Source organism: Streptomyces sp. Ag109_O5-1, assembly GCF_003814875.1.
GTDB lineage: Bacteria > Actinomycetota > Actinomycetes > Streptomycetales > Streptomycetaceae > Streptomyces > Streptomyces sasae.
The window spans coordinates 7,530,279-7,555,409 of the sequence record NZ_RKQF01000001.1 but is presented as its reverse complement, the minus strand read 5'-3'; the positions used below and the strand labels follow the sequence as shown (position 1 = coordinate 7,555,409).

General features: G+C 71.2%; 20 protein-coding genes. 7 read left to right on the top strand and 13 right to left on the bottom strand.

Going from position 1 to position 25,131, the window contains the following annotated elements:
- Positions 1 to 702 precede the first annotated feature (702 nt).
- Positions 703 to 3,717, bottom strand: coding sequence for a protease pro-enzyme activation domain-containing protein (locus EDD90_RS34295; protein WP_123976756.1), 3,015 nt, complete (start codon positions 3,715 to 3,717; stop codon positions 703 to 705).
- Between the two features lie 525 nt (positions 3,718 to 4,242).
- On the opposite strand from EDD90_RS34295, the gene EDD90_RS34290 reads away from it, so the two are divergent.
- From EDD90_RS34290 to EDD90_RS34280, 3 genes are all read left to right on the top strand, one after another.
- Positions 4,243 to 4,818 (top strand): TetR/AcrR family transcriptional regulator, encoded by a 576-nt coding sequence (locus EDD90_RS34290; protein WP_123976755.1) that lies wholly within the window; start codon positions 4,243 to 4,245, stop codon positions 4,816 to 4,818.
- An 84-nt stretch (positions 4,819 to 4,902) separates the two neighbouring features.
- On the top strand, positions 4,903 to 5,697 hold the full coding sequence (locus EDD90_RS34285) for an SDR family NAD(P)-dependent oxidoreductase (RefSeq protein ID WP_123976754.1): 795 nt from the start codon (positions 4,903 to 4,905) through the stop codon (positions 5,695 to 5,697).
- 60 nt (positions 5,698 to 5,757) lie between these two features.
- Positions 5,758 to 6,780: a methyltransferase gene (locus tag EDD90_RS34280; protein ID WP_123976753.1), complete on the top strand. Its 1,023-nt coding sequence runs from the start codon at positions 5,758 to 5,760 to the stop codon at positions 6,778 to 6,780.
- A gap of 34 nt (positions 6,781 to 6,814) precedes the next feature.
- Here the strand turns inward: EDD90_RS34280 and EDD90_RS34275 are convergent, their stop codons facing one another.
- The 5 genes from EDD90_RS34275 to EDD90_RS34255 all read right to left on the bottom strand — a co-directional run bounded on the left by EDD90_RS34275 (position 6,815) and on the right by EDD90_RS34255 (position 13,118).
- Entirely contained in the window at positions 6,815 to 7,870 is a 1,056-nt protein-coding gene (locus EDD90_RS34275) for a LacI family DNA-binding transcriptional regulator (protein WP_123976752.1), read from the bottom strand.
- Between the two features lie 96 nt (positions 7,871 to 7,966).
- Positions 7,967 to 9,424 (bottom strand): GH1 family beta-glucosidase, encoded by a 1,458-nt coding sequence (locus EDD90_RS34270; protein ID WP_123976751.1) that lies wholly within the window; start codon positions 9,422 to 9,424, stop codon positions 7,967 to 7,969.
- Positions 9,425 to 9,659: 235 nt separating this feature from the next.
- A complete protein-coding gene (locus EDD90_RS34265; RefSeq protein WP_123976750.1) occupies positions 9,660 to 10,580 on the bottom strand; it encodes a carbohydrate ABC transporter permease in 921 nt (306 codons plus the stop codon).
- Between the two features lie 14 nt (positions 10,581 to 10,594).
- Entirely contained in the window at positions 10,595 to 11,587 is a 993-nt protein-coding gene (locus EDD90_RS34260; RefSeq protein WP_123976749.1) for a carbohydrate ABC transporter permease, read from the bottom strand.
- Between the two features lie 214 nt (positions 11,588 to 11,801).
- Positions 11,802 to 13,118 carry an ABC transporter substrate-binding protein gene (locus EDD90_RS34255; protein WP_123976748.1) on the bottom strand — a complete coding sequence of 439 codons (1,317 nt, stop codon included), beginning with the start codon at positions 13,116 to 13,118 and terminating at the stop codon, positions 11,802 to 11,804.
- A gap of 625 nt (positions 13,119 to 13,743) precedes the next feature.
- On the opposite strand from EDD90_RS34255, the gene EDD90_RS34250 reads away from it, so the two are divergent.
- Complete coding sequence (locus EDD90_RS34250) at positions 13,744 to 15,174, top strand: GH1 family beta-glucosidase (protein ID WP_123976747.1); 1,431 nt, start codon at positions 13,744 to 13,746, stop codon at positions 15,172 to 15,174.
- A gap of 176 nt (positions 15,175 to 15,350) precedes the next feature.
- Complete coding sequence (locus EDD90_RS34245; RefSeq protein WP_123976746.1) at positions 15,351 to 16,040, top strand: hypothetical protein; 690 nt, start codon at positions 15,351 to 15,353, stop codon at positions 16,038 to 16,040.
- Positions 16,041 to 16,119: 79 nt separating this feature from the next.
- On the opposite strand, the gene EDD90_RS34240 is transcribed toward EDD90_RS34245, so the two are convergent.
- The 4 genes from EDD90_RS34240 to EDD90_RS34225 form a co-directional block, all read right to left on the bottom strand.
- A complete protein-coding gene (locus EDD90_RS34240) occupies positions 16,120 to 16,704 on the bottom strand; it encodes an NADPH-dependent FMN reductase (protein WP_123976745.1) in 585 nt (194 codons plus the stop codon).
- Between the two features lie 91 nt (positions 16,705 to 16,795).
- The gene (locus tag EDD90_RS34235) at positions 16,796 to 18,256 is read right to left on the bottom strand and encodes a cellulose binding domain-containing protein (protein WP_123976744.1); all 1,461 of its coding nucleotides are present in this window, start codon (positions 18,254 to 18,256) and stop codon (positions 16,796 to 16,798) included.
- A 108-nt stretch (positions 18,257 to 18,364) separates the two neighbouring features.
- A complete protein-coding gene (locus EDD90_RS34230) occupies positions 18,365 to 19,816 on the bottom strand; it encodes a HAMP domain-containing sensor histidine kinase (protein ID WP_260328292.1) in 1,452 nt (483 codons plus the stop codon).
- Entirely contained in the window at positions 19,813 to 20,523 is a 711-nt protein-coding gene (locus EDD90_RS34225; RefSeq protein ID WP_123976743.1) for a response regulator transcription factor, read from the bottom strand. Before EDD90_RS34225 ends, EDD90_RS34230 begins: the two co-directional genes overlap by 4 nt.
- Positions 20,524 to 20,621: 98 nt before the next feature.
- Here EDD90_RS34225 and EDD90_RS34220 point away from each other — a divergent pair, with 98 nt between their 5' ends.
- Positions 20,622 to 21,143, top strand: a complete 522-nt coding sequence (locus EDD90_RS34220) for a hypothetical protein (protein ID WP_123976742.1) — start codon at positions 20,622 to 20,624, stop codon at positions 21,141 to 21,143.
- A 14-nt stretch (positions 21,144 to 21,157) separates the two neighbouring features.
- On the opposite strand, the gene EDD90_RS34215 is transcribed toward EDD90_RS34220, so the two are convergent.
- Together EDD90_RS34215 and EDD90_RS34210 are read right to left on the bottom strand one after the other, a co-directional pair.
- A complete protein-coding gene (locus EDD90_RS34215; RefSeq protein ID WP_123976741.1) occupies positions 21,158 to 22,030 on the bottom strand; it encodes a spermidine synthase in 873 nt (290 codons plus the stop codon).
- 36 nt (positions 22,031 to 22,066) lie between these two features.
- Positions 22,067 to 22,471 carry a hypothetical protein gene (locus tag EDD90_RS34210; protein ID WP_123976740.1) on the bottom strand — a complete coding sequence of 135 codons (405 nt, stop codon included), beginning with the start codon at positions 22,469 to 22,471 and terminating at the stop codon, positions 22,067 to 22,069.
- Positions 22,472 to 22,726: 255 nt separating this feature from the next.
- On the opposite strand from EDD90_RS34210, the gene EDD90_RS34205 reads away from it, so the two are divergent.
- The gene (locus EDD90_RS34205) at positions 22,727 to 24,151 is read left to right on the top strand and encodes a hypothetical protein (protein ID WP_123976739.1); all 1,425 of its coding nucleotides are present in this window, start codon (positions 22,727 to 22,729) and stop codon (positions 24,149 to 24,151) included.
- A 280-nt stretch (positions 24,152 to 24,431) separates the two neighbouring features.
- Here the strand turns inward: EDD90_RS34205 and EDD90_RS34200 are convergent, their stop codons facing one another.
- The gene (locus tag EDD90_RS34200; RefSeq protein WP_123976738.1) at positions 24,432 to 25,028 is read right to left on the bottom strand and encodes a histidine phosphatase family protein; all 597 of its coding nucleotides are present in this window, start codon (positions 25,026 to 25,028) and stop codon (positions 24,432 to 24,434) included.
- Positions 25,029 to 25,131: the final 103 nt, after the last annotated feature.

The following is a 25,131-nucleotide window of genomic DNA, read 5'->3' as shown; positions in this document are numbered from 1 at the left end:
CGCCGGCCGTTGAGCGGGCCGCCCGTCTACCGGGCGAGGTCGGCGGCCGGAAGCCTCAGTCACGCGTTCCGTAGCGACATCAGCCATGCCAGGTCCGCCGCGGCCTGACTGCGGACCGCCTGCTCACGGGTGAGTCCGGATCTCCATCCGGCACGTGGTGCGCACGGGCACGACCTCCACGCTCATGCGCATCCATCGTCCCCGACTGGAGCGTTCGGCCATGGCCGAACCGGAGGCCGCACAGTGTCATCCAGCGTCATCACCCGTCACCCGCATGCCCGGATTTCCCCACATGTACAGCAAAGGCGCAGGTCACGATAGGGATACGAAACAGGTTCGAGTCCCGTCACTCACCCTACGAGACAGCGACAGCCGACAGCCCGCGCCTGCACCTCTCCTTGTGGTCGAGTCCGACGGGCCGCCTCCTTTGCCACCCAGGCGCCGGCGCAGCTCGCCCGCCGACTGCGAAGCCGACTGCGGCACAGCGCACCGAGACCACCGGCGTGAACCCGCACGTGCTCACCAGGTGCACGGCGTGCGCGATCCACCGTCCCTCCCCGACGCCTCCGTGGGGCGCTGTGGTCGACCGCAGTCGTCGTCCCGGTACTGCTCGAAGAGCGCGGCACACGCATCCCTGAACGCGACGATGCCCCGCCGTCCGGTGTGGTCGGCGGGGCATCGTGGTCGTGTCGTCGGCGGGCGTCAGCCGATGTAGCCGGCGACGTCCGCGATCACGTGGGTGGTGCTGCTCGCGTAGAAGTCCACCTTGCCGTCGGAGCCGACGGGCACGATGACCTGGTTGGCGATCGTCTTGCCCTGCGCCCAGTTCAGGTTGGAGGCCGTCGGACGGCTGCCGCCGTCGGCCCAGGCGGAGAGGTATCCGCTGCCGGTGGTGCCGGTGACGGTGACGGTCAGCACAACGGCCTTGACGCCGGTGGACGGGATGGTGTCGCGCCCCGAGATCTGCACGGCCAGCGTCTTGCCGGCGCCCAGCGCCGTCGTCTGCCGGGTGTCCAGCAGGCGCAGCGGGGTGACCGTGTCGAAGGCCGAGCCGCTGGCGGAGAAGTAGCCGGAGACGTCGGCGATCACATGGCTGGTGCCGTGGACGTAGATGCTGACGTTGCCGTCGCTGCCGATCGGCACGACCACCAGGTTGGGGATGGTGGTCCCGGTGGCCGACCAGTTGACGTTGGACGCGGTCGGGCGGGTGGCGCCTTCGGGGTAGGCCTCCAGGTAGCCCCCGCCGACGGTCTGGGTGGCCGTCAGGTTGAGCACCACGGAGGTGGCGCCGGTGGGCACGCCCCCATGGCCGCGGACCTTGAGGCTGATCACCGCGTTGGAGATCTTGCTGGTGGTGGAGATGCCGACCTTGGAACGGGTGTCCAGCAGGCGGGCCGGGGCCAGCGCCGTGTACTTCGAGCCGGTGGTGTCGCTGGTGTAGTAGCCCTGGACATCGGCGATCAGGTGGGTGGTGCTGCTCGTGTAGAGGTCCACCACGCCGTCGCCTGCCACCTTGACGGTCGCCGAGGCGGCGATGGTCTGGCTCGCGCCGGTCCAGTTGAGGTTGCTGGTCGACGGCTTGGCGGTGCCGTCGGCCCAGGCGATCAACGAACCCGCGCCGGTGGTGCCGGTGACCGTGAGGTTGAGCACGACAGCGGTCACGCCGCTGCTGGGGATCCCCCCGGCTCCCTCGATCTTGACCGGGGCGGTGCCGCCCGCGACCAGGGGCTTCTTGGTCGGGATGGAACTGAGGCCCCAGCCGGTGCCGTTGCGGGTGTCCAACAGCCGCTTGGGGCTGCTGAGCGGGTGGAAGGTGGAGGCGCCCGTGGCGGCTGTGCCCTTGGCCGCGCACAGCGCGGTGGTCAGACCGGCCTCCTTGGGCGAACCCAGGCCGGTCACCTCGTCGTAGCCGGCCGCCGCCGTGTAGCCGGTGGCGTAGACGGAGTTGTCGCCGCTGGTGACGTCCCAGAAGTTCGTCGGGTAGCTGCTCCGTGCGGCCTTGTAGAGGGCGTTGTTGAGGAAGCCGACCTGGCCGTTGGCCTGGCAGGCCGTGCCGGCGTTGGCCTGGACGATCGCGGCGGCCCAGGTCGGAGCCGCACCGCTGGTGCCGCCGACGAGGCCGGGGACGGGGGTGGCGGACTGGCTGTCGTCCTGGAAGTAGATCGGATAGCCGTCGGCCGGGTCCGCCAGAGCGGAGACATCCGGAACGGCACGCTTGCTGGTGGTGGCGACACCGCCCTGGTAGACGACGGGAGCCCATCGCGAGGAGACGCCGCCACCGGTACCACCGTTGGCGTTGCCCCACGTCGTCTGGGTCGTGGTGCTGCCCGAGGTGGTCATCGTGGTGCCACCGACACCGGTGACGTAGGGCTGGCTCGCGGGGTCGTCGACGGCCTTGGCCGTGGAGCCGGTCGCGCGGTAGCAGTCGCTGGAGCCGTCGTCGCCCGAGGCGGCGACGACGCTCTGGCCCTGCGCGGCGGCCTCCGCGAAGACGGTGTTCTCGGCATTCGCGGTCGCGCTGCTCTCGACCGCCTCGCATTCGCCCCAGCTGGTGGAGATGACCTGCGCCTGGTCGTCGGTGACCATCCGCTGGTAGACGTCGAGCACGTTCTGGTCGGTCGCGGACGCGGCGTCCGGCCCTTGGTAGTCGATGATGGCGGCGCCGGGCACCAGACCTATCAGGTCCTCGATGTCGAGCGCCGATTCCACGCCGACCGATCCGTCGGTGGCCGGCGCGCCGGCCCCTGCCGTCGTGTCGACGTACACGTTGGACACCGAGGTGCTGGTGCCGACGCAGGACTGGTACGCGGCGATGCTGCCGGCGTCGACGTTCTCCAACTCGAACACGGCCACGGTCTGCCCCGCACCGGCGGTGGCGGAGCTGCTCATCCCGTAGGCGCCGGCCAGCTTGCCGGGGCTGTAGTAGTCGGTGCCGTCGGTCAGACCCGAGCCGGTGAAGTCGGCGCAGAGTGCCGGGGTGTACGTGTGGGCGGTCACCGTGCGCGAACTGCGTCCGGAGACGGAGGCGGTGGCAGAGCTGTGCCTGCTTGCGCGACGCACCGCAGAGTGGTGACCGCTGACGGTGTTCACACTGCTCAGGCCGACGATCCCGGTCACCGAGGACGCCACGTTCGCGGGCAACGACGGGGCCGAGGTGTTGAGGTAGTCGGTGGTGCCGTCCTTGAGCCGGACGTTGCGAAAGCCGGTGCCGAAGGCGTGCGACGCCTGCGCGGCGGTGGCGGTGACCGGGATGGACAGGCCGTCCGGGCTGACCTTGCCGGGAGAGAGGCCTGCTGCCTTCAACGCCCGTGAGACTCCCGCGATGGTGGCCCGCGTAGGACCGAAGACCGAGGCGAACTGCCCCTTGGCCAGGTAATGGTGGTACTGGGCGTTCCCCGGTGTGGACACCGCGGTGACGAAGTCCGCCAGCGACTGCGGGTCGCGCGGAGCCAGGTTCACGCTGAGGTGCAGCTTGGTCCCCGACGCGGTCGCGCCGGTCATCGTCGCACCCGCCGGGACATGCGGAGCCGCCCCTATTCGCTTGGGTGCGCCCGATCCGGCCGCTCCCCCCTGGCCGACCGCTCCAATGGCGGTGCCGGTGGCGGCGATGAGGGCGACGGCGACGGTGGAGGCCGCGACGATCGCCCTGGCCCGTCTGCCGGTCTTGGCTGTCGCGTGCCCGGGACGTCCCGGCGCGGCGTGGACCTTCTTGGCCATGCAGAAATCTCCTAGAAACTGACGCACCATCACATCTGTGGCCGTGACGGTGGTCGAAGCGTCACTCGGGCCGACAGGTGCATCCACGTCACAAGGCGCGCAGGAGTCATCCCTCTTAACCGAAGTGTGCGCATTTCTTATCAGATCTCGACGATTACTGTCTCTGTTCGCCCGAGAACCATGAGCGGATCTTTACGCCACCTCAACAAGGCGAGCCTGTGCGCCACATCGTCGATGCGTTGACCGCGCGGCCGCGGATCACCGCGAGCACACGACCGCCGTCACGCCGCACGGCGGCCGGTCAAGGCCTGGTCGTGGTGGCGGGTACGTCGAACGGGCGGGAGGCCGCCGAACCGGCAGCCCCGTGCGGGCCGGGCAGTGCGGGCGATGCCGGCCGCGTCGACAACCGACCAAGACTCACCCCGCACACCCGTCACACGCACCCTCACCTGCATGGATACCGTCGAGCAAGCCAAGCCGTCCATTGTGGGTTGACTAATCCACAAAGCGCGCTGCGCTGTCCCCATGGCACGCATCAGGGAATTCGACATGGACCAGGCGGTGGACCGCGCCGTGGACCTGTTCTGGCGCCGGGGCTATGCCGAGACCTCCCTGCAGGACCTGCTGAAGGAACTGTCGATAGGCAGCGGCAGCTTCTACGCGACCTTCGGCTCGAAGGAGCAGCTCTACATCCGCTCCCTCGACCGCTACATCTCCGTCCAGGGCGGCGACCTGGAGGCGACCCTCGACGGGACGCCCGGGATCCGGCCCGTGGTCCGCAGGGTGCTCACCTCCCTGATCGAGGCGGACCTGGCCGACCCCACGCGTGGCTGTCTCGTGGTCAACACCGCCACGGAGTGCGGCGACCGGCCCTTGGCCGCGGACCGCGTCAACACCGCGATCCGGCAGGTCGAGTCCTCGCTCGCCGGCGCCCTGGAGCGGGCACAGGCACGCGGGGAGATCTCCCCGGAGAAGAATCCGGGTGAACTGGCCAGGTTCCTGACCACGTTCATCCAGGGGATCCGCGTCGTCGGCGGAGCACGCGTGGGGAGGGAGTTCATGGAGGACGCCCTGTCCACGGCGGTGCGCATACTGGACTGAACACCGCGGAAAACCCGCACAACGCCCGCACCCGCGGTTCGTCATACCTTAATTATGTATTGATCAATCCAGAAAGGAACCGTCATGGAACTGCACCTCAAGGACAAGGTCGCCGTCGTCACCGGAGCCAGCAAGGGCATCGGCCTGGCCGTGGTCGAGAAGCTGGCCCGGGAGGGCGTCAAGGTCGTGGCCGGCAGCCGCACCTCGACCCCCGAGCTGGACGCCCTGGCGGCCGGCCACGACGTCACGTTCGTGCCGGTCGACCTGTCCACCACAGAGGGGGCGGAGGCCCTGATCCAGCAGGCCGTGGAGCGCCACCAGCGCCTGGACATCCCGGTCAACAACGTCGGCGCCGCCGAACCCCGCGAGTCGTTCCTCAAGGTCGACGACGCCGCCTGGCAGCGGATCTTCGACCTGACCTTCTTCAGTGCCGTGCGCACGAGCCGCGCCGCCCTACCGCATCTGATCGCGGCGGGTGACGCAGCCATCGTGAACATCAGCTCGATCAACGCCAGGCTGCCCTTCCCCATGGTGGTCGACTACTCGGCGGCCAAGGCCGCGCTGACCAACCTCAACAAGTCCCTGTCCGAGGAGTTCGCGCCTCAGGGCGTGCGCGTCAACGCCATCGCCCCGGGCCCGGTCCGCACGCCGTTCTGGACCGCGCCGGGCGGCTTCGCCGACGCCACCGCCGAGGCCGCCGGGACCACCGCACAGGAAGCGCTGGACGTCGTCGTACCGCAGAGCATGGGCATCACGTCCGGCCGCATCAGCGAGGCGCACGAAGTCGCCGACCTCACCCTGTTCCTCGCCTCCCCCGTCGCCGCGAACATCACCGGAACGGAGACGCTCATCGACGGCGGCCAGACCAAGACGCTCTGAGACCCGCACACGACACCCACTGTTCAAAGTTCGACCTTCAATCCAAGTGGAGAGAGAGAAATGTCGGTCACCGACACGATCACCCCTGAGCCGCTTCTTCAGCTCGGCCTGGGCTTCATGGCCTCCAAGACGCTCCTGAGCGCAGTGAAGTTGGGAATCTTCACGGCGCTGGCCGGCGGCGGCCGCGACCGTGAGTCCCTCGCCTCCGAGGTGGGCCTGCACCCCAGGTCCTCCGCCGACTTCCTCGACGCCCTGGTCTCGCTCGACGTGCTGACCCGCGACGAGGACGGCACCTACCGCAACAGCCCCGCCGCGGACGTGTTCCTGGACCGGGCCAAGCCGTCGTACGTGGGCGGCATCCTGGAGATGGCCGACGCACGTCTCTTCGGCTTCTGGAACAACCTCACCGACGCGCTGCGGACCGGCGCCCTGCAGAACGAGGTCGCGCACAGCGGTGCCCCGTTCTTCGCGACGCTCAGCCAGGACCCGGTCGCCTGGCGCACCTTCCTCAACGGCATGAACGGCGTCAGCACACCCCTCGCCGCCGCGCTCGCCGCCGACTTCGACTGGACCGGGCGACGGCACGTCATCGACCTCGGCGGAGCCCTCGGCGCCGTGCCCGCCGCCGTCCTGCGCTCCCACCCGGACATCACCGGAGCCGTCTTCGAACTTCCCCCTGTAGGCCCGGTGTTCGAGGAGTTCGTCGCCGCCCACGGCCTAACCGACCGCCTCACCTTCCACAGCGGGGACTTCTTCTCCGACCCGCTGCCCGAGGCCGACGTCTACGTCATGGGGCAGATCCTCCACGACTGGAACCTGGAGCAGCGCCGGTTCCTGCTCAAGAAGGCCTACGACGCCCTGCCCGAGGGCGGCACCCTCATCGTCTACGACGCCATGATCGACGACGAGCGCCGCCACAACACCTACGGCCTGCTGCTGTCGCTCAACATGCTCATCGACACCGAGGGCGGGTCGGAGTACACGGTCGAGGACGCCACCCAGTGGCTCCGGGCCGCCGGCTTCGCCAAGGTCGAGGCCCGTCACCTCATCGGCGGCTACACCGCCGTCTACGCCACCAAGTGACCTGCCTCCCGGAGAACCCGAAGAACCCGGAGAACTAGGAGGAGGCCCGGGCCACCAGCGCCGTCGGCAGCACCGCGTGCCGGCGCTCCAGCCCCCGGGCGGCGGCCGGACGCCGGTCGGCGATCTCGGCCAGCAGCAGGTCGATCATCGCGCGGCCCATCTCCTCGATCGGCTGCCGGACGCTGGTGAGCGGCGGGTCCATGTGGCGGGCGATGGCCGAGTCGTCGTACCCGACCAGCGCCACGTCCTCGGGGATACGACGGCCCGCCACCCGCAGCACCTGGCGGGCGCCCGCCGCCATCACGTCGGAGCCGGCGAACACGGCGTCGAGGCCGGGCTCGCGCTCCAGCAGCCGGGCCATCGCCCGCCGGCCGCCCTCCTCGGTGAAGTCGCCCGGCTCGATGAGGAGTTCCTCCGCCGCACGGCCCGCGTCGCGCAGGGCGTCACGGTAGCCGTCGACGCGACGCTGGGCACCGTACACGTCGAGCCGGCCGGTGATGTGGGCGATCGTGCGGCGGCCGCGGGTCAGCAGGTGCTCCACGGCCGACCGGGCGCCGCCGTAGTTGTCGGAGTCCACCGAGGTCAGCGTCTCCTCCGCCGAGCGCGGGCCGCTGATCACGGCCGGGATCTCCAGCTGGGCGAGCAGGTCGGGCAGCGGGTCGTCGGCGTGCACGGACACCAGCAGCACCCCGTCCACCCGGTGCGCGGCCAGGTACTGGGCGAGCCGGCGCCGCTCGCGGTCGCTGCCCGCGAAGATCAGCAGCAACTGCATCTCGGTTTCGGAGAGTTCGGCACCGACGCCGCTGAGCATGTCGGAGAAGTACGGCTCCGCGAAGAACCGGGTCTCCGGCTCGGGAACGACCAGCGCGATCGCGTCCGTACGGTTGGCGGCCAGCGCGCGGGCGGCGGTGTTGGGGACGTAGCCGAGTTCGTTGACGGCCGCCTCCACCGCCGCGCGGGTCGCGTCGCTGACCCGGGGCGAGCCGTTGATCACCCGCGACACCGTGCCGCGGCCCACGCCGGCCCGGGCGGCGACCTCCTCCAGGGTCGGCCGCCGAGTGCCCCGGCCCCGCTCACCCTTGACCGTCATGGTCGCCGCCTTCCGTTCGCAGCCTTCAGGCCAGGAAATGTAACAGCCGTGACCCGGCCGCTCCGGGCCCCGTCACGCCCCCGGGGCCGTACCGGGTCAGCCCTGTTCACCGGCGCTCGGCAGCGCGTTCCGGCGGATCACCTCCGCGTACCAGTGTGCGCTCGCCTTGGGGATGCGGCGCTGGGTGCCGTAGTCGACGTAGACGGCGCCGAAGCGCTTGGAGTAGCCGTAGGACCACTCGAAGTTGTCCAGCAGCGACCACAGGAAGTAGCCGCGCACGTCCGCTCCGTCGGCGACGGCCTGCCGGACGGCGTCCAGGTGGGAGTGGAGGTAGGCGATCCGCTGCGGGTCGTTCACCCGGCCCTCGGGCGAGACGTAGTCGTCGAAGGCGGCGCCGTTCTCGGTGACCATCAGCGGCAGCCCCGGGTGCGAGGCGGCCAGGCCGGTCAGCAGGGTGTGCAGTCCGCTCGCGTCGATGGCCCAGTTCATCGCGGTGAGCTGGTCGTTGGCCAGATGGAAGGTGACGTCGTCGGCGCCCGTCCACGGGGAGTGGTCGCTCGCGCCGTGGCCGTCGTTGCGGGTGCCGGCGCCGCCCTCGACGGCCGCGGAGACCACGGTCGGCGAGTAGTAGTTGACGCCGAGCAGGTCGATCGGGCGGGAGATCTCGGCCAGGTCGCCGTCGTGCACCAGCTCCGCCCAGTCCACGAGGTGCGCGGTGTCGGCGAGCAGGTCCTCGGGGTAGGCGCCGTCCAGGATCGGGCCGGTGAAGATCCGGTTGCCGACCGCGTCGATACGGCGGGCGGCCTCGGCGTCCGCGGCGCTGTCGGTCAGCGGGCGCACCTGGTGCAGGTTGAGGGTGATGGAGGTCTGCGCGGTCGACGGCAGGTTCTCCCGCAGCGCCCCGATCGCCTGCCCGTGGGCCAGGTTGAGGTGGTGCGCGGCACGCAGGGTGGCGGCCGGGTCGGTACGCCCCGGGGCGTGCACGCCGGAGCCGTAGCCCAGGAAGGCGCTGCACCAGGGCTCGTTGAGGGTGGTCCACACGCCGACCCGGTCGCCCAGGGCGCGGGCCATGATCTCGGCGTAGTCGGCGAAGCGGTGCGCGGTGTCCCGCTGCGGCCAGCCGCCGGCGTCCTCCAGTTCCTGGGGCAGGTCCCAGTGGTAGAGGGTGGCGACCGGGGTGATGCCCGCTTCCAGGAGTTCGTCGGTGAGCCGCCGGTAGAAGTCCAGGCCGCGCTCGACGGCGGGCCCCCGTCCGGTGGGCTGCACCCGGGACCAGGAGACGGAGAACCGGTAGGCCTTGAGGCCGAGGTCCTTCATCAGCGCCACGTCGTCCTTGTACCGGTGGTAGTGGTCGGCGGCGATGTCACCGGTGTCGCCGTTGCGGACCCTCCCGGGGGTGTGGCTGAAGGTGTCCCAGATCGACGGCGTACGACCGTCCTCGGCGGCGGCGCCCTCCACCTGGTACGCGGCGGTGGCGGTCCCCCAGACGAAGCCGGGCGGGAAGGAGGTGGCTGAGGCCGACTGGGCAGTGGTCTCGGTTCGTACGGCGGTCATCTGAGAACGCTCCCGAAGTGGCGTGGAGAAGGGGGGAAGAGGAGAAGCGGAGAGGGGGGTCGGACACGGTCCTGCCGCGGAGGGGCGCAGGCTGGCACCGGCCGGGTACGGGCCCGCACCTGGGGCGGACCCGTACGGGACGGCGGACTGTGCGGGACGCCGCGAAGCCCGGGGGCGGACCGCCGGAACGCGGTGGGGCGGACCGCCGGAAACGGGTTGGACGGCCCGCCCGGTGTCAGCCCTTGACGGCGCCCGCCATGATGCCTCCGACGATCTGCTTGCCGAAGACCACGAAGACGAGCAGCAGCGGCAGGGTGCTGATCAGCGCGCCGGCCATGACGATGCTCTGGTCGGGGGTGTAGGAGGCGCTCAGCTGTCCGAGCGCCACCTGGAGGGTGGGGTTGTCCTGGCTCAGGGCGAGGAAGGGCCAGAAGAAGTCGTTCCAGGCCTGGACGAAGGTGAGCATGCCGAGCACCATCATCGCCGGCCGGGCCGCGGGCAGGACCACGTTCCACACGATGCGGATGTTGGTCGCACCGTCCACCTTGGCCGCCTCGATGAGTTCGTAGGGCAGGGCCTCCAGCAGGTACTGGCGCATGAAGAACACACCGAAGGCGCCGACCAGGGTCGGGAAGATCACCGACTCCAGCTTTCCGCCCCAGCCGATGTCCGCCATCATCATGAACAGCGGGACCACGCTGAGCTGAGGCGGGATCGTCAGGGTGGCGATGACGGCGGTCATCAGGGCGCCCCGGCCGCGGAACCGCATCTTGGCGAAGGCGTAGCCGGCCAGGGTGCAGAAGAACAGGGTGGCCGCGGTGATGCAGCCCGACACGATCACGCTGTTGACGATGGCCTTGCCCAGATGGGCCTGGTCCCAGGCGGTCTGGAGGTTGCTCCACAGCCTGCCGCCCGGCAGCAGCGGCGGGGGGCTGTCGAGGACCCGCTGCTGGTCGTGCGAGGCGGCCACCAGCGTCCAGTACAGCGGGAAGATCGAGCCCAGGCCGACGACGACCAGGGCGAGGTAGGTGAGGGGGCCGCCCTTGAGCTGCTGCCCGGCGCCGAGCTTGAGACGGACGCGGTTCCTGGCCGGGGAGGCGACCGGCGGCACCGGGTCGAGGCCCGGCGCGGTGTTGGTGGGGCTGGTCGTGGTCATCGATGTCGCTCCCGTCAGGCCGCGCTCTTGCGCAGGAACCGGCCGACGATCAGGTTGATCAGGGCGATGAGCAGCAGCAGGGCGAGCATGGCCCAGGCCACCGCCGCGGCCGGACCGAGATGCCCCAGCTTCCAGCCGTAGTTGTAGAGGTAGATGCTGAGGGTTTCGTACTGGTGCTCGTTGCCGCCGGTGGAGCCGAGCGTGCCGCCCTGGAGCAGCAGCGGCTCACCGAACAGCTGCATGGAGCCGATCGTCGAGATGACGATGGTGAACAGGATCGTCGGCCGCAGCGAGGGAATGGTCACCTTGCGGAACTGCTGCCAGCGCGTCGCACCGTCGATGGAGGCGGCTTCGTACAGGTCGGTCGGGACGGCCTGCATGGCCGCCAGGTAGATCAGCGCGTTGTAGCCGGTCCAGCGCCAGATCACGATCACCGAGATGGCGATCTTGGAGGTCCACTCGCCGTTGCCCCAGTCGGTGTTGCCGATCCCGACGAAGTGCAGCACCCAGTTGAGGATGCCGCCGTCGGCCCGGAACACCAGGGCGAAGACCAGGGCCGCGGTCGCCACCGAGGTGGCGTACGGGGTGAGGACGACCGTCCGCCAGAACGTGCTGGCGCGCAGCTTGTAGTTGAGCAGGTGGGCGAGGCCGAGGGCCACGAGCAACTGCGGGACGGTCGAGATGACGCCGATCAGGAAGGTGTTCGTGACGGCCGTCCAGAACTCCGAGTCCTGGAGGATCTTGGTGAAGTTGTCGAAGCCGACCCACTCCGAGGTGCTGAGGCTCGTCATCTCCACCCGGTGCAGCGCGATCCAGCCCGTGTAGAGGAGCGGGTAGAGCCCGAAGGCACCGAAGACGAGGAAGAACGGAGCGATGTACGCGTACGGGGACGCGAGGTCGTCGAGGCGCCACAGCCGGCTGCGCCAGGTACCGCGTCCGTTCGGCACGGCACCGGAGCCGCCGGCGGGCGGGGTGGGGGCACCCCGTGTGGGTGTCGTCGTTGCCACGGGGGATTTCCTTCCTGGGGGGATTCGGCCGGGGGACAGGGGCGGACAGGGCGGGGCCGGACAGCGACGTCGGGGTCTCCCACCGCACCGGACCCGGCCGGGGGACGCGGCGCGCCGGTGACCGGCGCGCCCTACCCACGCGCCGGGCACCGGAACCTCGTACGGCACGGCGCGCGGTGCGGGTGGCCGGCGGGGCCGCCCGCACCGCGGGGCGTCAGCCGATCACCTTGTCGATCGCCTCGGTCGCGGCCTTCCACGCGTCGGCGGGCTTGGTGCCCCGCTGTTCCATGTTGTTGATCTGCGTGGAGATGGTGTCCTTGATCGTCGCGTCCTTCGGGCCGAGCACCGCCTCGGGGATGGTCTTGGCCTCGTCGGCGTAGATCTGGCCGATCGGCGCGTTGTTGAAGTACGGGAGCGTCGCGTTCTTCACGCCGGGCAGGTCATAGGCGCCCTTGTTCGACGGGAAGACGCCGATCGCCTTGAAGACCTCGGCCTGCTGCTCCGGAGCGGTCAGCCACTTGACGAGCTCGGCGGCCTCCTTGGCGTGCTTGCCACTCTTGGGCACGGCGAGGAAGGAGCCGCCCCAGTTGGCCGCGGTCGAGCCGGGGGCCTTGGCTATGTCCCACTTGCCCTTGAAGGCGTCACCGGAGTTGGTGGAAATCTGACCGGCCATCCAGGCGGGGCAGGCCACGGTCGCCACGCTGCCCTTGCGCAGCGCCGCCGTCCAGGCGTCGGTGAACTGCGCCAGTCCATGGGTCAGCTTCTTCGAGGCGGCCTCGGCGGCCAGGTTCCAGCCCTGCTGCACGGAGGGGCTGTCCTTGTAGATCGGCTTGCCGGAGGCGTCGTAGTACTGCTGCGCGGAGGAGCTGACGACCGCGTTGTACATGGCGCTCGCGGAGTCCATGAAGTAGGTGCCCGACGGGGCCTTCTTCTTGTACTGCTCGCCGAGCTTGAGGTAGTCCTCCCAGCCGCCGGCGACGGCCTTGGCGACGGCGTCGCGGTCGCTGGGCAGACCCGCCTGCTGGAAGAGGTCCTTGCGGTAGCACAGGGACATCGGGCCGATGTCGGTGCCGGCGCCGATGACCGTGCCGTCCGAGGCGGTGGCCTGCTTCTCCTTCCAGGAGACCCAGTCGCTCACGTTGATCGTCTTGCTCAGGTCGGTGAACTTGGCCGCCTGGGTGTCGACGACCTCCTTGATGCGGCCCACCTCGATGCCGGTGACGTCCGCCAGGCCACTGCCCGTGTTCAGCTGCTGAAGGAGCTTGGGGTAGTAGTCCTGCTCGTTGGCGGTGGTCTCTTCCTTCACCGTGATCTTCGGGTGCAGCTTGTGGTACTTCGCGAACAGGTCGGCCTCCTTGTAGCCGAACTGCCCGAAGTCCGCCACCGTGAGAGTGATGTTCCCGTTGGAGTCCGAGGCGTCCGAGCCGCTGTCGCTGCTGCAACCGGTCAGCAGCAGCGCCGAGGCGGTCAGGACCGTTGTGGTCAGGGCCGCCGCTCTGCGGCCGCGACGACCGGTACGGGTGATGCGCATTCCACTACTCCTTGTTCCAGTGGGGAACGGGATCTCAGGAAACAGACCGCCGGGGACCGGCGATCCGGACCTGCCCTCTCGGTGCGAGCAGCGGCCGGCCCACAGCACTCGACGTGCGGTGAAAAGGTGCTGGTCAACTAGGTGCGGTGACGACAGAGGGAAAGGCCATGGGGTGGTTCGGGCCACCCGGGAGAGATTCCCCGGCTAACCGTGGAACCGCTCCCACGCGGCATGCCGGAAGACTGGTTCCTGCCGGGCCGACTGTCAAGACTTGAAAACGGCGTTGTTGCCTAAGCGTGTTCCGGACGTCACGGGAATGTGTCGCACCGGGGGGTTTCACCGGCCCGACATCAGCCCGCCTCATCCAGGAATCACGCAGGTCACAGGCGCGACGGCGGTTGACGCCCCGGGAGTTGCGCCGCGCACCGCGACACGCTCGGGGTTTCCGGGACCAGGACGCGGCACGCTCGCCGGGGACGCCGAGAGGTGAACGATGAGCTTTCCGGAGCGCCTCCCAACCGGACACCCCGCGCCTCTTGACGCGTCCGCGGGGCCCCGCGTCCCCCCTTTGCCATGGGAGCGCTCCCATGCATAATGGCGCCAAGCCGACCATGGGAGCGCTTCCATGCCCGATTCGCCGACCGAGGCCTTTCCTCCCGCCTTCCTCTGGGGCGCCGCGACCTCCGCGTACCAGATCGAGGGGGCGGTGCGGGAGGGCGGCCGCACACCCTCGATCTGGGACACCTTCAGCCATACGCCGGGCAGGACCGCCGGCGGCGAGACCGGTGACATCGCTGTCGACCATTACCACCGCTACCGCGACGACGTGGCGATGATGGCGGACCTCGGCCTGAACGCCTACCGGTTCTCGGTCTCCTGGTCGCGCGTCCAGCCGACCGGCCGGGGCCCCGCCGTCCAGGTGGGCCTGGACTTCTACCGCCGTCTTGTGGACGAGCTGCTGGCGAAGGGCATCAAGCCCGCGGTCACGCTCTACCACTGGGATCTGCCGCAGGAGCTGGAGGACGCGGGGGGCTGGCCGGAGCGGGACACGGCGTACCGGTTCGCCGAGTACGCGCAGATCGTCGGCGAGGCGCTCGGCGACCGGGTCGAGCACTGGATCACCCTCAACGAGCCCTGGTGCAGCGCCTTCCTGGGCTACGGCTCCGGGGTGCACGCCCCCGGCCGGACCGATCCGGCGGCCGCCCTGCGCGCCGCGCACCACCTCAACCTGGCACACGGACTGGGCACTTCGGCGCTGCGCTCGGTGATGCCGGCCCGCAACCAGATCGCGATCAGCCTCAACTCCGCGGTCGTACGGCCGCTTTCGCAGGACCCGGCGGACCTGGTGGCGGTCCGCACCATCGACGACCTGGCCAACGGGGTGTTCCACGGCCCGATCCTGCACGGCGCGTACCCCAAGTCGCTGTTCGCGGCGACGGCGTCGCTGACGGACTGGTCGTACGTCCTGGACGGCGACCTGGCCGCGATCCAACAGCCGCTGGACGCCCTCGGGCTGAACTACTACACGCCCGCACTCGTGTCGTCGGCGTCCGGCACGGCGAGCGGTCCGCGTGCGGACGGCCACGGCGCCAGCGCCCACTCGCCCTGGCCGGGCGCCGACGACGTCGCCTTCCACCAGACGCCGGGCGAGCGCACGGAGATGGGCTGGTCGATCGACCCGACGGGCCTGCACGAGCTGATCATGCGCTACTCGCGGGAGGCCCCGGGGCTGCCGCTCTACATCACCGAGAACGGCGCGGCCTACGACGACAAGCCGGACCCGGACGGCAACGTCCACGACCCGGAGCGCATCGCCTACCTGCACGGCCACCTCTCGGCGGTGCGCCGCGCGATCGCCGACGGCGCGGACGTCCGTGGCTACTACCTGTGGTCACTGATGGACAACTTCGAGTGGGCGTACGGCTACGGCAAGCGGTTCGGGGCGGTGTACGTCGACTACGCGACCCTCGCCCGTACCCCGAAGTCGAGCGCGCGCTGGTACGCGGAGGCGGCCCGCACGGGAACGCTCCCGGCGGCACGGCCGGCGGCGGCCTGAGACCCGGGGGCGGCCTGAGACCGGGGGCGCGGTAGACCGGGGGCGCGGTTCCGGGGGGTTCCGCGCCCCCTCCTGTTTCACAGAAACCGCTCAGACAACGATCAGCGGCCTCTCAACTCCGGGGCGTCTCATGGGATGTACGAGGTGATCGAACCTCGTGGACACCGGAGGACGTCATGGGATTCATCGCGCTGGTGATGCTGGCGCTGGTCATCGGCGGGGTGGTGGCACTCGTCACGCGACGGCAGCAGCAGGCGGGCGGCGCCGGGCGGTTGACGCGGCAGGACCTCACCGCCGACGCCGGGGCGGAGGCCACCCGCTGGGTGGACCGGCTCGGCGGCGGCATCGCGACTCTGGACGGGGGCGACGACCGGGCGGCCCGCCAGGCGCTGGCGGACGCGGCGGAACGGCACCGCGCGGCACAGGCCCAGCTGGCGACGGCGTACACGCCGGCGCAGTACGCGCTGGTGACCCAGACCGCGGTGGAGGGCCTGCACTACGTACGGGCGGCCCGCACCGCCCTGGGCCTGGACCCCGGTCCGGCCCTGCCGCCGGCGGGCACCGCCACGGCGGGCCAGCAGGTGACGGTGTGCGGGCAGACGTACACGTCCTCGGACCACCCCGGCGCCGGAACGCCGTACTACTACCCGGGCGGTACGGTCGGCGGCCGTACCCTCCCCGGCGGCTGGTACAGCACGCCGTGGTGGCAGACGGCCCTGGTCGCGGGCGCGGCGGGCGTCGGCGGCATGCTGCTGGCGGACGCCCTGTTCGACGGCTTCCACCACCACGGCCCGCCGATGGGCGGCCCCGGCGGCCCGGGCGGACCCGGCGGGTTCGGGGGCTTCGGGGGGCCGGGGTTCTTCTGAGCACACAGGGAACGAGGGCGGCGTACGCGACGGGTGCCGCGTACGCCGTGTCCGTGCGTGCGGGCCTCATGCGTCCCGTTCAGGCGGCGGCCCCGGCGGTCGCGCGCAGCGGCCCGAGGGCCCGTGCCCAGGCCAGCAGTTCGTCGACCAGCCCGTGCACCTCCGCCGCCTGCGACTCCCGCGGCCGGAAGTCGGTGAAGGCCACGAAGTCCTCGCGCAGCGACAGCGCCACCTGCGGCCCGATGTCCGCCATCCGCAGCACTCCCGCCTGCGCGCGCAGCTTCTGTACGGCCATGACCGCGCCGAAGACGCCGTAGCCGACGTAACCGACCGGTTTGCCGCCCCACTCCTCGTAGAGGTAGTCGATGGCGTTGGTCAGGGACGCGGGCGGGGCGGTGTTGTACTCGGGGGTGACGACTATGAAGGCGTCGCACGCGCCGATCCGCTCGGCAAAGCGCCGGGTGTGCGGCCGCCCGCCCGGTGTCCGCAGCGCGGGCACGGGCTCGTCGAGCAGGGGCAGCGCGAAGTCCTTCAGGTCGACGAGGCCGAAGTCCGCGCGGCCGGCGGCGTGTTCGGCCGCCAGGTCCCGGACCCACCGCGCCACCTTCTCGCCGTTGCGTCCGGGGCGGGTGCTGCCGATGATGATGCCGGTCTTGGTCGTCATGTCCGCTTCTCCTCCAGGTCCCGAAGTCCGTCTCCGGGACCTGGGACGAGACAGCCCTGCCGGTTGTGACATCGGAGCATCCGCGGTGCGGTCAGCCGATCGTCTTGAAGGCGTTGGCGAAGGCGTTCTTGTCCTGGACGATCGAGCTGCAGGTGGCGTCCGCGGTGGACTTGGCGCCGCCGGCGCACTGCTTGTCGCGGGTGGCGGACCACATCGACAGCCAGCCGATCCCCTTGGACTTGGCGAAGTCGACCAGCTGGCCGGCATCGTCGACCTTGAAGACCTCGGACGAGACGTCGTTGACGCCGATCATCGGGGTGACCGCGACCGTCTTCCAGGCGGCGGAGTCGGAGAGGCCGAGGACGCTCTTGACCTGGGCCTGGGTGGCGGTGGCGGCCTGGATGGCGTAGGTGCCCATGTCGCCGCTGAACGCGGGGCCGTAATCCATCGCCATGATGTTGACGGCGCTGATCTTCACACCGTTGGCCTTGGCGTTGGAGACCAGGTTGACGCCGTCCTGGGTGAGTCCGTCGGGCATCACCGGGAGGGTGAAGGAGACGTTCAGGTTCGGATGGCTCGCCTGGAGCTTGGCGATGGCCTTCGCGCGGTTGGTGTTCGCCGTGGTGTTGGGCAGCGCGCCGCCCTCCACGTCGAAGTCGACCTTGGTCAGGTTGTACGCGTCCACGACCTTGCCGTACGCCGCCGCCAGCGCGTCCGCCGAGGAGCAGGTGGTGGCGAGCTCGGAGCCGGAGGCGCCGCCGAAGGAGACCCGGACGTCACCGCCCTTGGCACGCAGGGCGCCTATCTGGGAGGCCACGCCGTCGCTGGACAGGTCCGAGACCCCGCCCCACTTCGGCGTACAGCCGCCGCCGTCGGTGATGAAGGCGAGGTTGTAGTTCTTCACACCGGTCGCGTCGGCGGCCGCCAGCAGGTCGAACGCCGGGTAGAGGGAGGTGTCGACGTACGGGGCGAAGGCGGCGGAGGTCGCAGTGCCGGACCCCGACCCGGATCCGGTGCCCGTGCCGGTGCTCTGGGACGGGGTGGGCGTCGGGGTCGGAGTGGGGGTGGGGGTGGGCGTCGGGGTCGGGGTGGGGGTGGGGGTCGGGGTGGGGGTGGGGGTCGACGTGCCGCCCGCCGAACAGCTCGCGTTGTCGATACGACAGCCCGTCGGATCCCCGCTGCCGTTGACGACGAAGCCGACGGTGACCGACTTGCCGACCGCGAGACCGTCCGTGTCCCACTTCGCCGGCTTCACGGTGACGTGCTGACCGCTGACGCTCGACTCGGCGTTCCACAGCGAGCTGAGCTTCGCGCCGGCCGGCAGGTCGAACTCCAGGGTCCAGCTCTTCTCCGTCGCATCGCTGTTGTTCGTCACGACGTACTGCGCGCTGTAGCCGCTCGACCAGTCGCTGGTCTTCGAGTACACGGCGCCGACGCCGGCGGCCTGTGCGATGCCGCTGAACATGATCGCGCCGCCGCCGACGACGGCCGCCGCGACCAGACCGCCGATCGCCTTGCTCCTGTTGCTGATCCTGCGCCGGTGCGCGCTCATCCGCTGCCTGCCTTCACCTGCTGAGAGGGGGTGGGAGGCAGCACGCTAGCGATCGGGAACCGGACAAACGGCTTGATAGGGACGGTCGTTGCAGACCTTAGGGTGCGCTTAAGGAAGGGATCGGGACCGATTAAAGGTAGAGACCATTTCTTCCGGTGGTTCCCCGGTTCCGCTCCTGCCCGTCTCCCCCGGCTGCCTGCGCGAACGGCGTCGGCGCACCGCCCCCCGGTGCCCCTTCCGCTCGGGCTTCCCGCCGTCCAGCTGGATCCAGATCCGCACCTCGGTCCCGCCGAGCACCGACGAGCCGATCCGCACGTCCCCGCCCGTGGACTCGGCGAGCCGGCGCACGATGTCCAGCCCGAGCCCGGTCGACCCGGCCGCCCCGGACCCCCGCCCGCGCGCCATCGCCGCCTCGGGGTCCCGGATGCCCTGCCCCGCGTCCGAGACCAGCACGATCACCGCGTCCTCCGCGTTGTGCACGTCGACCGCGAAGGCGGTGCCCTCGGCGGTGTGCCGGAAGACGTTGCCGAGCAGCGCGTCGAGCGCGGCGGCCAGGTCGGCCCGGGCGACGGGTATGCGGACCGGCCGGTCGGCTCCGGCCACCCGCCACTTGCGGCCCTCGTCCTCCGCGAGCGCCGACCAGAACCCCATCCGCTCCCGCACCACCTCGGCCGCGTCACACCCGGCACCCGGTCCGACGGCCGCCGTCTGTGGCTTGGCCTCCCGCGCGGTCCGGATGATGGTGTCGACCTCGCGCTCCAGCTGCGCGACGGCGGCCCGGGTCTGCTCGGCGGCGGCCCCGTCCCCGAGCGAGGCGGCGTTCAGCCGCAGCACGGTGAGCGGGGTCCGCAGCCGGTGCGAGAGATCCGCCGCCAGCTCCCGCTCGTTGGCGAGCAGTTGTACGACCTGATCGGCCATGGAGTTGAACGCCACCGCCGCCAGCCGCAGTTCCGTGGGCCCCTCCTCGGGCACCCGCGCCCCCAGCTTGCCCTCCCCCAGTTCGTGGGCGCCCTCGACCAGCCGCTGGGCGGGCTGCACCATCCGGACGCCCAGCCGGTCGGCGACGGCGACCGAGCCGACGATCAGCGCCAGGCCGACGCCGGCGAGCACCGCCCAGGCCGTGGAGAGGCCGTGGGTCACCTCGGACTCGGGCACGTACACCTCGACGACCGCGATGGCGCCGGAGCTGAGCGCGACCGGCTGCAGCAGGGTGGACCCGCCGTCGACCTCGGTCGTGGAGGCCCGCCCCAGCTTCCGTACGGTCGCGATGTCCCGGCCGGCGGCGCGCTGCCGCCCGATGTCGACGGCGGGACTGCCCCCGGTCGCGGGTATGTGCACGGCCATGCCCCGGTCGGCGCCCGCCGAGGCCACCACCCGCTCCAGCTTGTCCCGGTCGGTGGTGATGGACAGGGCCGGGGCGACGGCGGCCGCCTCCCGCTCGGCGTTGGAGAAGGCGCGGTCGCGGGCCATCTCCTTGACGACCAGACCGAGCGGAACGGCGAAGGCGACCACGACCATCGCCGTCACCGCCAGACAGACCTTGACCAGTGCCCATCTCATCGGACCGGCCCCCCTTCCGCACCCGGCGGCTCCAGCTTCACGCCGACCCCGCGCAGGGTGTGCAGATAACGCGGCCGAGCCGCCGTCTCCCCCAACTTCCGCCGCAGCCACGACAGGTGCACATCGATGGTCTGGTCGTCGCCGTAGGACTGCTGCCACACCTCCGCCAGCAGCTCCTTGCGCGGCACGACCACCCCGGGGCGCCGGGCCAGAAAGGCCAGCAGATCGAACTCGCGCCGGGTGAGATCGAGCCGCATCCCGTCCAACTCGGCCTGCCGGCGCAGCGGATCGACGGTCAGCCCACCCACCCGCAGCACGCTGGACGGCGTCGGCTCGCCCCCGCCGGACCGCGCCCGGCGCAGCACCGCGGCCATCCGCGCCGACAGGTGCTCGACGGAGAACGGCTTGGTCAGATAGTCGTCCGCGCCGGCGTTGAGCAGCCGGACGATCTCCGTCTCGTCGTCGCGGGCGGTCGCGATGATGACGGGCACGTCGGTGATGCCGCGCAGCATCTTCAGGGCCTCGGAGCCGTCCAGGTCCGGCAGTCCGAGGTCCAGGATGACCACGTCGAAACGGAAATGGGCGACCTCGCGCAGCGCCTCCAGTGCCGTACCGACGCTGCGCACGGTGTGCGAGGCGTCGGCCAGCTGCCGGATCAGCGCCGAGCGTACGAACTGGTCGTCCTCGACCACGAGCACACTTGCCATGCGCCGCACCGTACGCCATGCGGCCATTGCCGGTCGGGGCCTGTGGATAACTCGGGGCGAGTGCGCACGGCGGTTCCCCTGAGGCAGTATGGCCCGCGATGCGCAGAGGACTCGTACATGTACTGGCTTGGCTGCTCGCCACGAGCGCGGCGGCCACGCTGTCCTGGTGGGGTGTCCACACGGTGATGGCGGGCACGGCCTACGACCCGCCGCGCGCCCTCCCGATCACGGCGACGGACGACGCCCCGACGACCCAGGGTTCGAAGCCGCTGGCATCGCCGACGTCCCGCCCGCCGAGTCCGTCGCCATCGGCGTCCCCCCGTCCGTCGAGGACGCCCACCGCCACGCCGGCCGTGACCCCGACCACCACCCCGAGCCCGTCCTCCGCCACCACGTCGGGCCAGGTGAAGGCCTACGACACCAACGGCGGCCGGGCGGTCTTCGACCTGGGGGACACCAGCGCGACCCTGGTGTCCGCCACCCCCGGAACCGGCTGGTCGATGCAGGTGTGGAAGACGGAGACCTGGATCCGCATCGAGTTCGCCAGGAGCACGGACCGGGTATCGGTGTTCTGCACATGGCACGACAGCCCGCCGCAGGTGCAGGTGCAGACCTACTGAGGTGCTGTCCGCTCCTACCGGAACACCGACGGCGGCGGGGAAGGCGAAGCCACCGCCACCGCATCGGTCACGGCAACAGCCCCGCCGGTGAAATCCCTCAGCGAGCGCCCGTGTTCGACCCGCCCCGGGTGAGGGTCGGAAGCGCAACGCCGGGTGAACTCCCCCACAGGCAGCTGTACGTCGGCCGCGACCAGCACCGCGTTGCCGAACCGCTTGCCGCGCCACACCCCCGCGTCCGCCACCACCGCGAGCTCCGCGAACCGTGCCCCCGCGGTGGCGATCTGCCCCCTCAGATGCGCGAGCGGCGGCCCGTCCGCGAGGTTCGCCGCATACGCGCCCCCCGGCTTCAACACCCTGCGCACCTCGTCCAGGAACTCCGTGGACGTCAGATGCGCCGGAGTGCGCGCCCCGCTGAACACATCCGCGATGACCAGGTCCGCCCAGCCCTCCGGGACTTTCCCCAGCCCGTCCCTGGCGTCCACGGACCGCACCCGTATCCGCGCGTTCGGATCCAACGGCAACTCCCGCCGTACCAGTTGGACGAGGGCCGCGTCGCGTTCCACTATCTGCTGGGTGGACCGGGGCCGGGTCGCCGCCACGTACCGCGCCAGCGTGAACGCACCGCCCCCGAGGTGTACGACCTGCACCGGCCGGCCCGGCGGGGCGACGAGGTCGATCACATGGCCGAGGCGGCGCTGGTACTCGAAGGAGAGGTACGCCGGGTCGTCCAGGTCGACGTGCGACTGCGGGGCACCGTCGATGAGCAGTGTCCAGGCCCGGCCGCGGTCGGGGTCGGGTATGAGCTGGGCGAGGCCGCCGTCGACGGCCTCGACGACGGCTTCGGCGGCGGCAGCCGACCGGCGCCGTGAGTTCCTGGACTTGCCCACGCCGCCATTCTCCCAGGCGGCGGGCGCCCGGGAAATTCAGCGGCAGCTGTCCGCCGCCTTGATCAGCCGCGCCGCCTCGCCCAGCGCCCGGCGCAGCACCGCCGGGTCCGTCGCGAGGTCGGCCTCGCCGGGCGGCAGCAGCCAGTCGGAGCCCTCGACCGGCGGCTCGGGGCTGAACCGCAGCCCGCGCCCGTCGGTCTCCGTGCACGTGCTGCCGGGGACGTCCCAGGCCGCCGCCGTGCCGGCCGGCACCACGAAGCCGAGGGTGCTGCCCCCGTCGTCGTGGAGTACGGGCCCCACCGCGTCCCCGGTCCCCCGGCGCAGGATGTCGACCGCCTCCAGACCGTGCCGGGCCGGCACCGTCACGAGGTCGCATCTCGCGTCGTCTGCCGCCGAAGTCGGCGGCGGCGTACAAGGATCGTTGCTCTGGCTGGTCTCCATCCCGGCCTCCACCACGCAGCCCTCTTGCAGTCCGTGACGTCCAACGCGCCACCGCGTCAACGGCTACGGCGGAAGTCAGCCGCAAAGGATGGCAGTTCATGGCAGATCGTGCATGAGATATCCGGTTTGTAGCCAAACACAGCGTCACGGGTCCGACACAGCAGGTACGTTCTTGCCCGCCGGAATCAAGGGTCCACACGGACAACTCACCATGAGTCCGGCATGGTTCGACGGTTCGCACGAGAGGACCCGGCCATGACGTCGTCAACCACGACCTCGTCGCAGCCCGATCGGCCGGTACGGCCGAACCTGGCCTTCCGGCAGCTGCGCGGCCGGCACTCGCCGGCCGAGTTCGCCGCGCTGGTACGGCGTGCCGCCCGCGAGATCGGCGAGCGGGTGAGCTGTGACGCGCGCTACATCGGCCGGGTCGAGGCGGGTGAGATCCGCTGCCCGAACTATGCGTACGAACGGGTGTTCCTGCACATGTTCCCCGGCCGCACGCTCGCCGACCTCGGCTTCGCGCCCCGCTCGTCCGTACGCGGACGAGCGGCGCGGCCGCCGGAGGACGTGCCCCTCGCCCTCACCACGGGTGAGACGCAAGGGGCCGTGGAGCCGTATGACCCGCAGGACCCGTACGAGACGCACGACAACTACGAGGAGAGCGACGTGCTGCGTCGCCTATTCATGACCGGCGGGGGCGCCACCGTGGCCGCCGCCACGCTGGGCCCACTGGGGTTCACGATCGACGCCGTCGCGGCGGACCGGCCGGTGCGCCGTGCCGGGTCCTCGCACGCGGCCGCCCTGGAGGAGGCCGTACGCCGGATCCGGCTGCTCGACGACCGGCACGGCGCGGACGGCCTGTACCGGCGCGCGGCGGCTCCGCTGCGCGCGGCGTACGCGCTGCTGGACGCGGGCGCGACCCGGCAGACGACCGCGGAGCGGTTGCACTCGGGCGCCGGTGAGCTGGCCATCTCGGTGGGCTGGCTGGCCCATGACTCCGGCCGCTTCGACGACGCCCGCTCGCACTACGCGGAGGCGCTGGCGACGGCGCGGATGACCGGGGATCCGGGGCTGGAGGCGCACGCCTTCTGCAACACGGCGTTCCTGGCACGCGACGCCGGGCGCCCCCGGGAAGCGGTGCGGGCGGCCCAGGCCGCGCAACGGGTCGGCCGCCCGCTGGGCTCGGCCCGGCTCATGTCGCTGCTCGCGCTGCGCGAGGCGGGCGGCTGGGCGGGGCTCGCCGACCGCACCGGCTGCGAGCAGGCGCTGGCCCGGGCGCAGGCCCTCTTCGAGCGAGGCCACTCGGACGCCGACCCCGAGTGGATGAGCTTCTACGGAGAGGCCGAGCTGGAGGGCCTGGAGGCCCAGTGCTGGTCCACACTGGGCGACTGGCGGCGGGCCGCGCGCCACGCCCGCCGGGCGGCCGACCTGCAGGACCCGCACTTCACCCGGAACATCGCGCTGTACACGGCGGAACTGGCCGACGACCTCGCGCGGGGCGGGCGGCCGGACGAGGCGGCGATGGCCGGCATGCGGGTGCTCGATCTGCTGGACCAGGTCCAGTCGTCGCGGATCCAGGGGATGCTGGCGGGCACGGCGAGGGTGCTGCTGCCGCATCGACGGGCGAGCGGGGTCCAGGAGTTCCTGGACCGGCATGCGTCCACGCCGAGGGGTGTGTAGGGCCGAGTTCCTCGGTGGGAGAGGATGAGTCTCGGCTGCGGGTGGGTGGAGTTCGAGGTGGCGGAGGACGTGTTTCGACTGCGGGTGGGTGGGGGCTGGTAGCGCAGTTCCTCCCCCAGCCTTCGGCCGGGGGTACCCCCAGCGCCCCTGAAGGGGCGCGGCAGTCGCGTCAGCCACACAGCTGCGGGCATGCGTGCCGCCTGGGGCGGCACGGGTGGGCGCAGCGGCACCCTGCCAGCGCCGGTAAGCGAAACCCCCCGCCCCAGCCGCCCCCTGCCGTTCAGCCGGCCAGGTGCCCCAGATCGTTCCAGCTCTCGATCGCCGGCTCTCCGTAGGCCCACCCCAGCACCGACAGCGACGTCGGGTTCAGCCGGATCCGTGCCGCGAAGTCCAGCGGCATGCCCAGCCACCGTGCGCCGATCGACCGCAGGATGTGCCCGTGGGCGAACACCAGTACGTCCCGGTCCGCCGACCGCGCCCAGGACACCACCTCGTCCGCCCGCGCGGTCACCTCGGCGAGCGTCTCGCCGCCGGGCACGCCGTCGCGCCAGATCAGCCAGCCGGGCCGACCGGACTGGATCTCGGCGGGGGTCAGACCCTCGTAGCTGCCGTAGTCCCACTCCATCAGCGTGTCCCACCGCACGGCCCGGTCGCCGAAGCCCGCCAGTTCGCACGTCTCACGCGCGCGTGCCAGCGGGCTGGTGCGCACCTCGACATCGGCCAGGCCGTCGAACGGCGGCCGGTGCAGTCGCTCGCCCAGCAGCTTGGCCCCCCGCCGGCCCTCCTCCAGGAGCGGTACGTCGGTCCTGCCGGTGTGCTTGCCGGACAGCGACCACTCCGTCTGTCCGTGCCGGGCCAGCAGGATGCGCGGTGCCATGAGCGGGAGAACCTCTCGGGAGAAATTCGGAAGCGGGACACCTCCATCATCGCCCACGCCGGGAACGCGCCGGGAACGCGCCGGGAACGGGCAACCCGGCGGG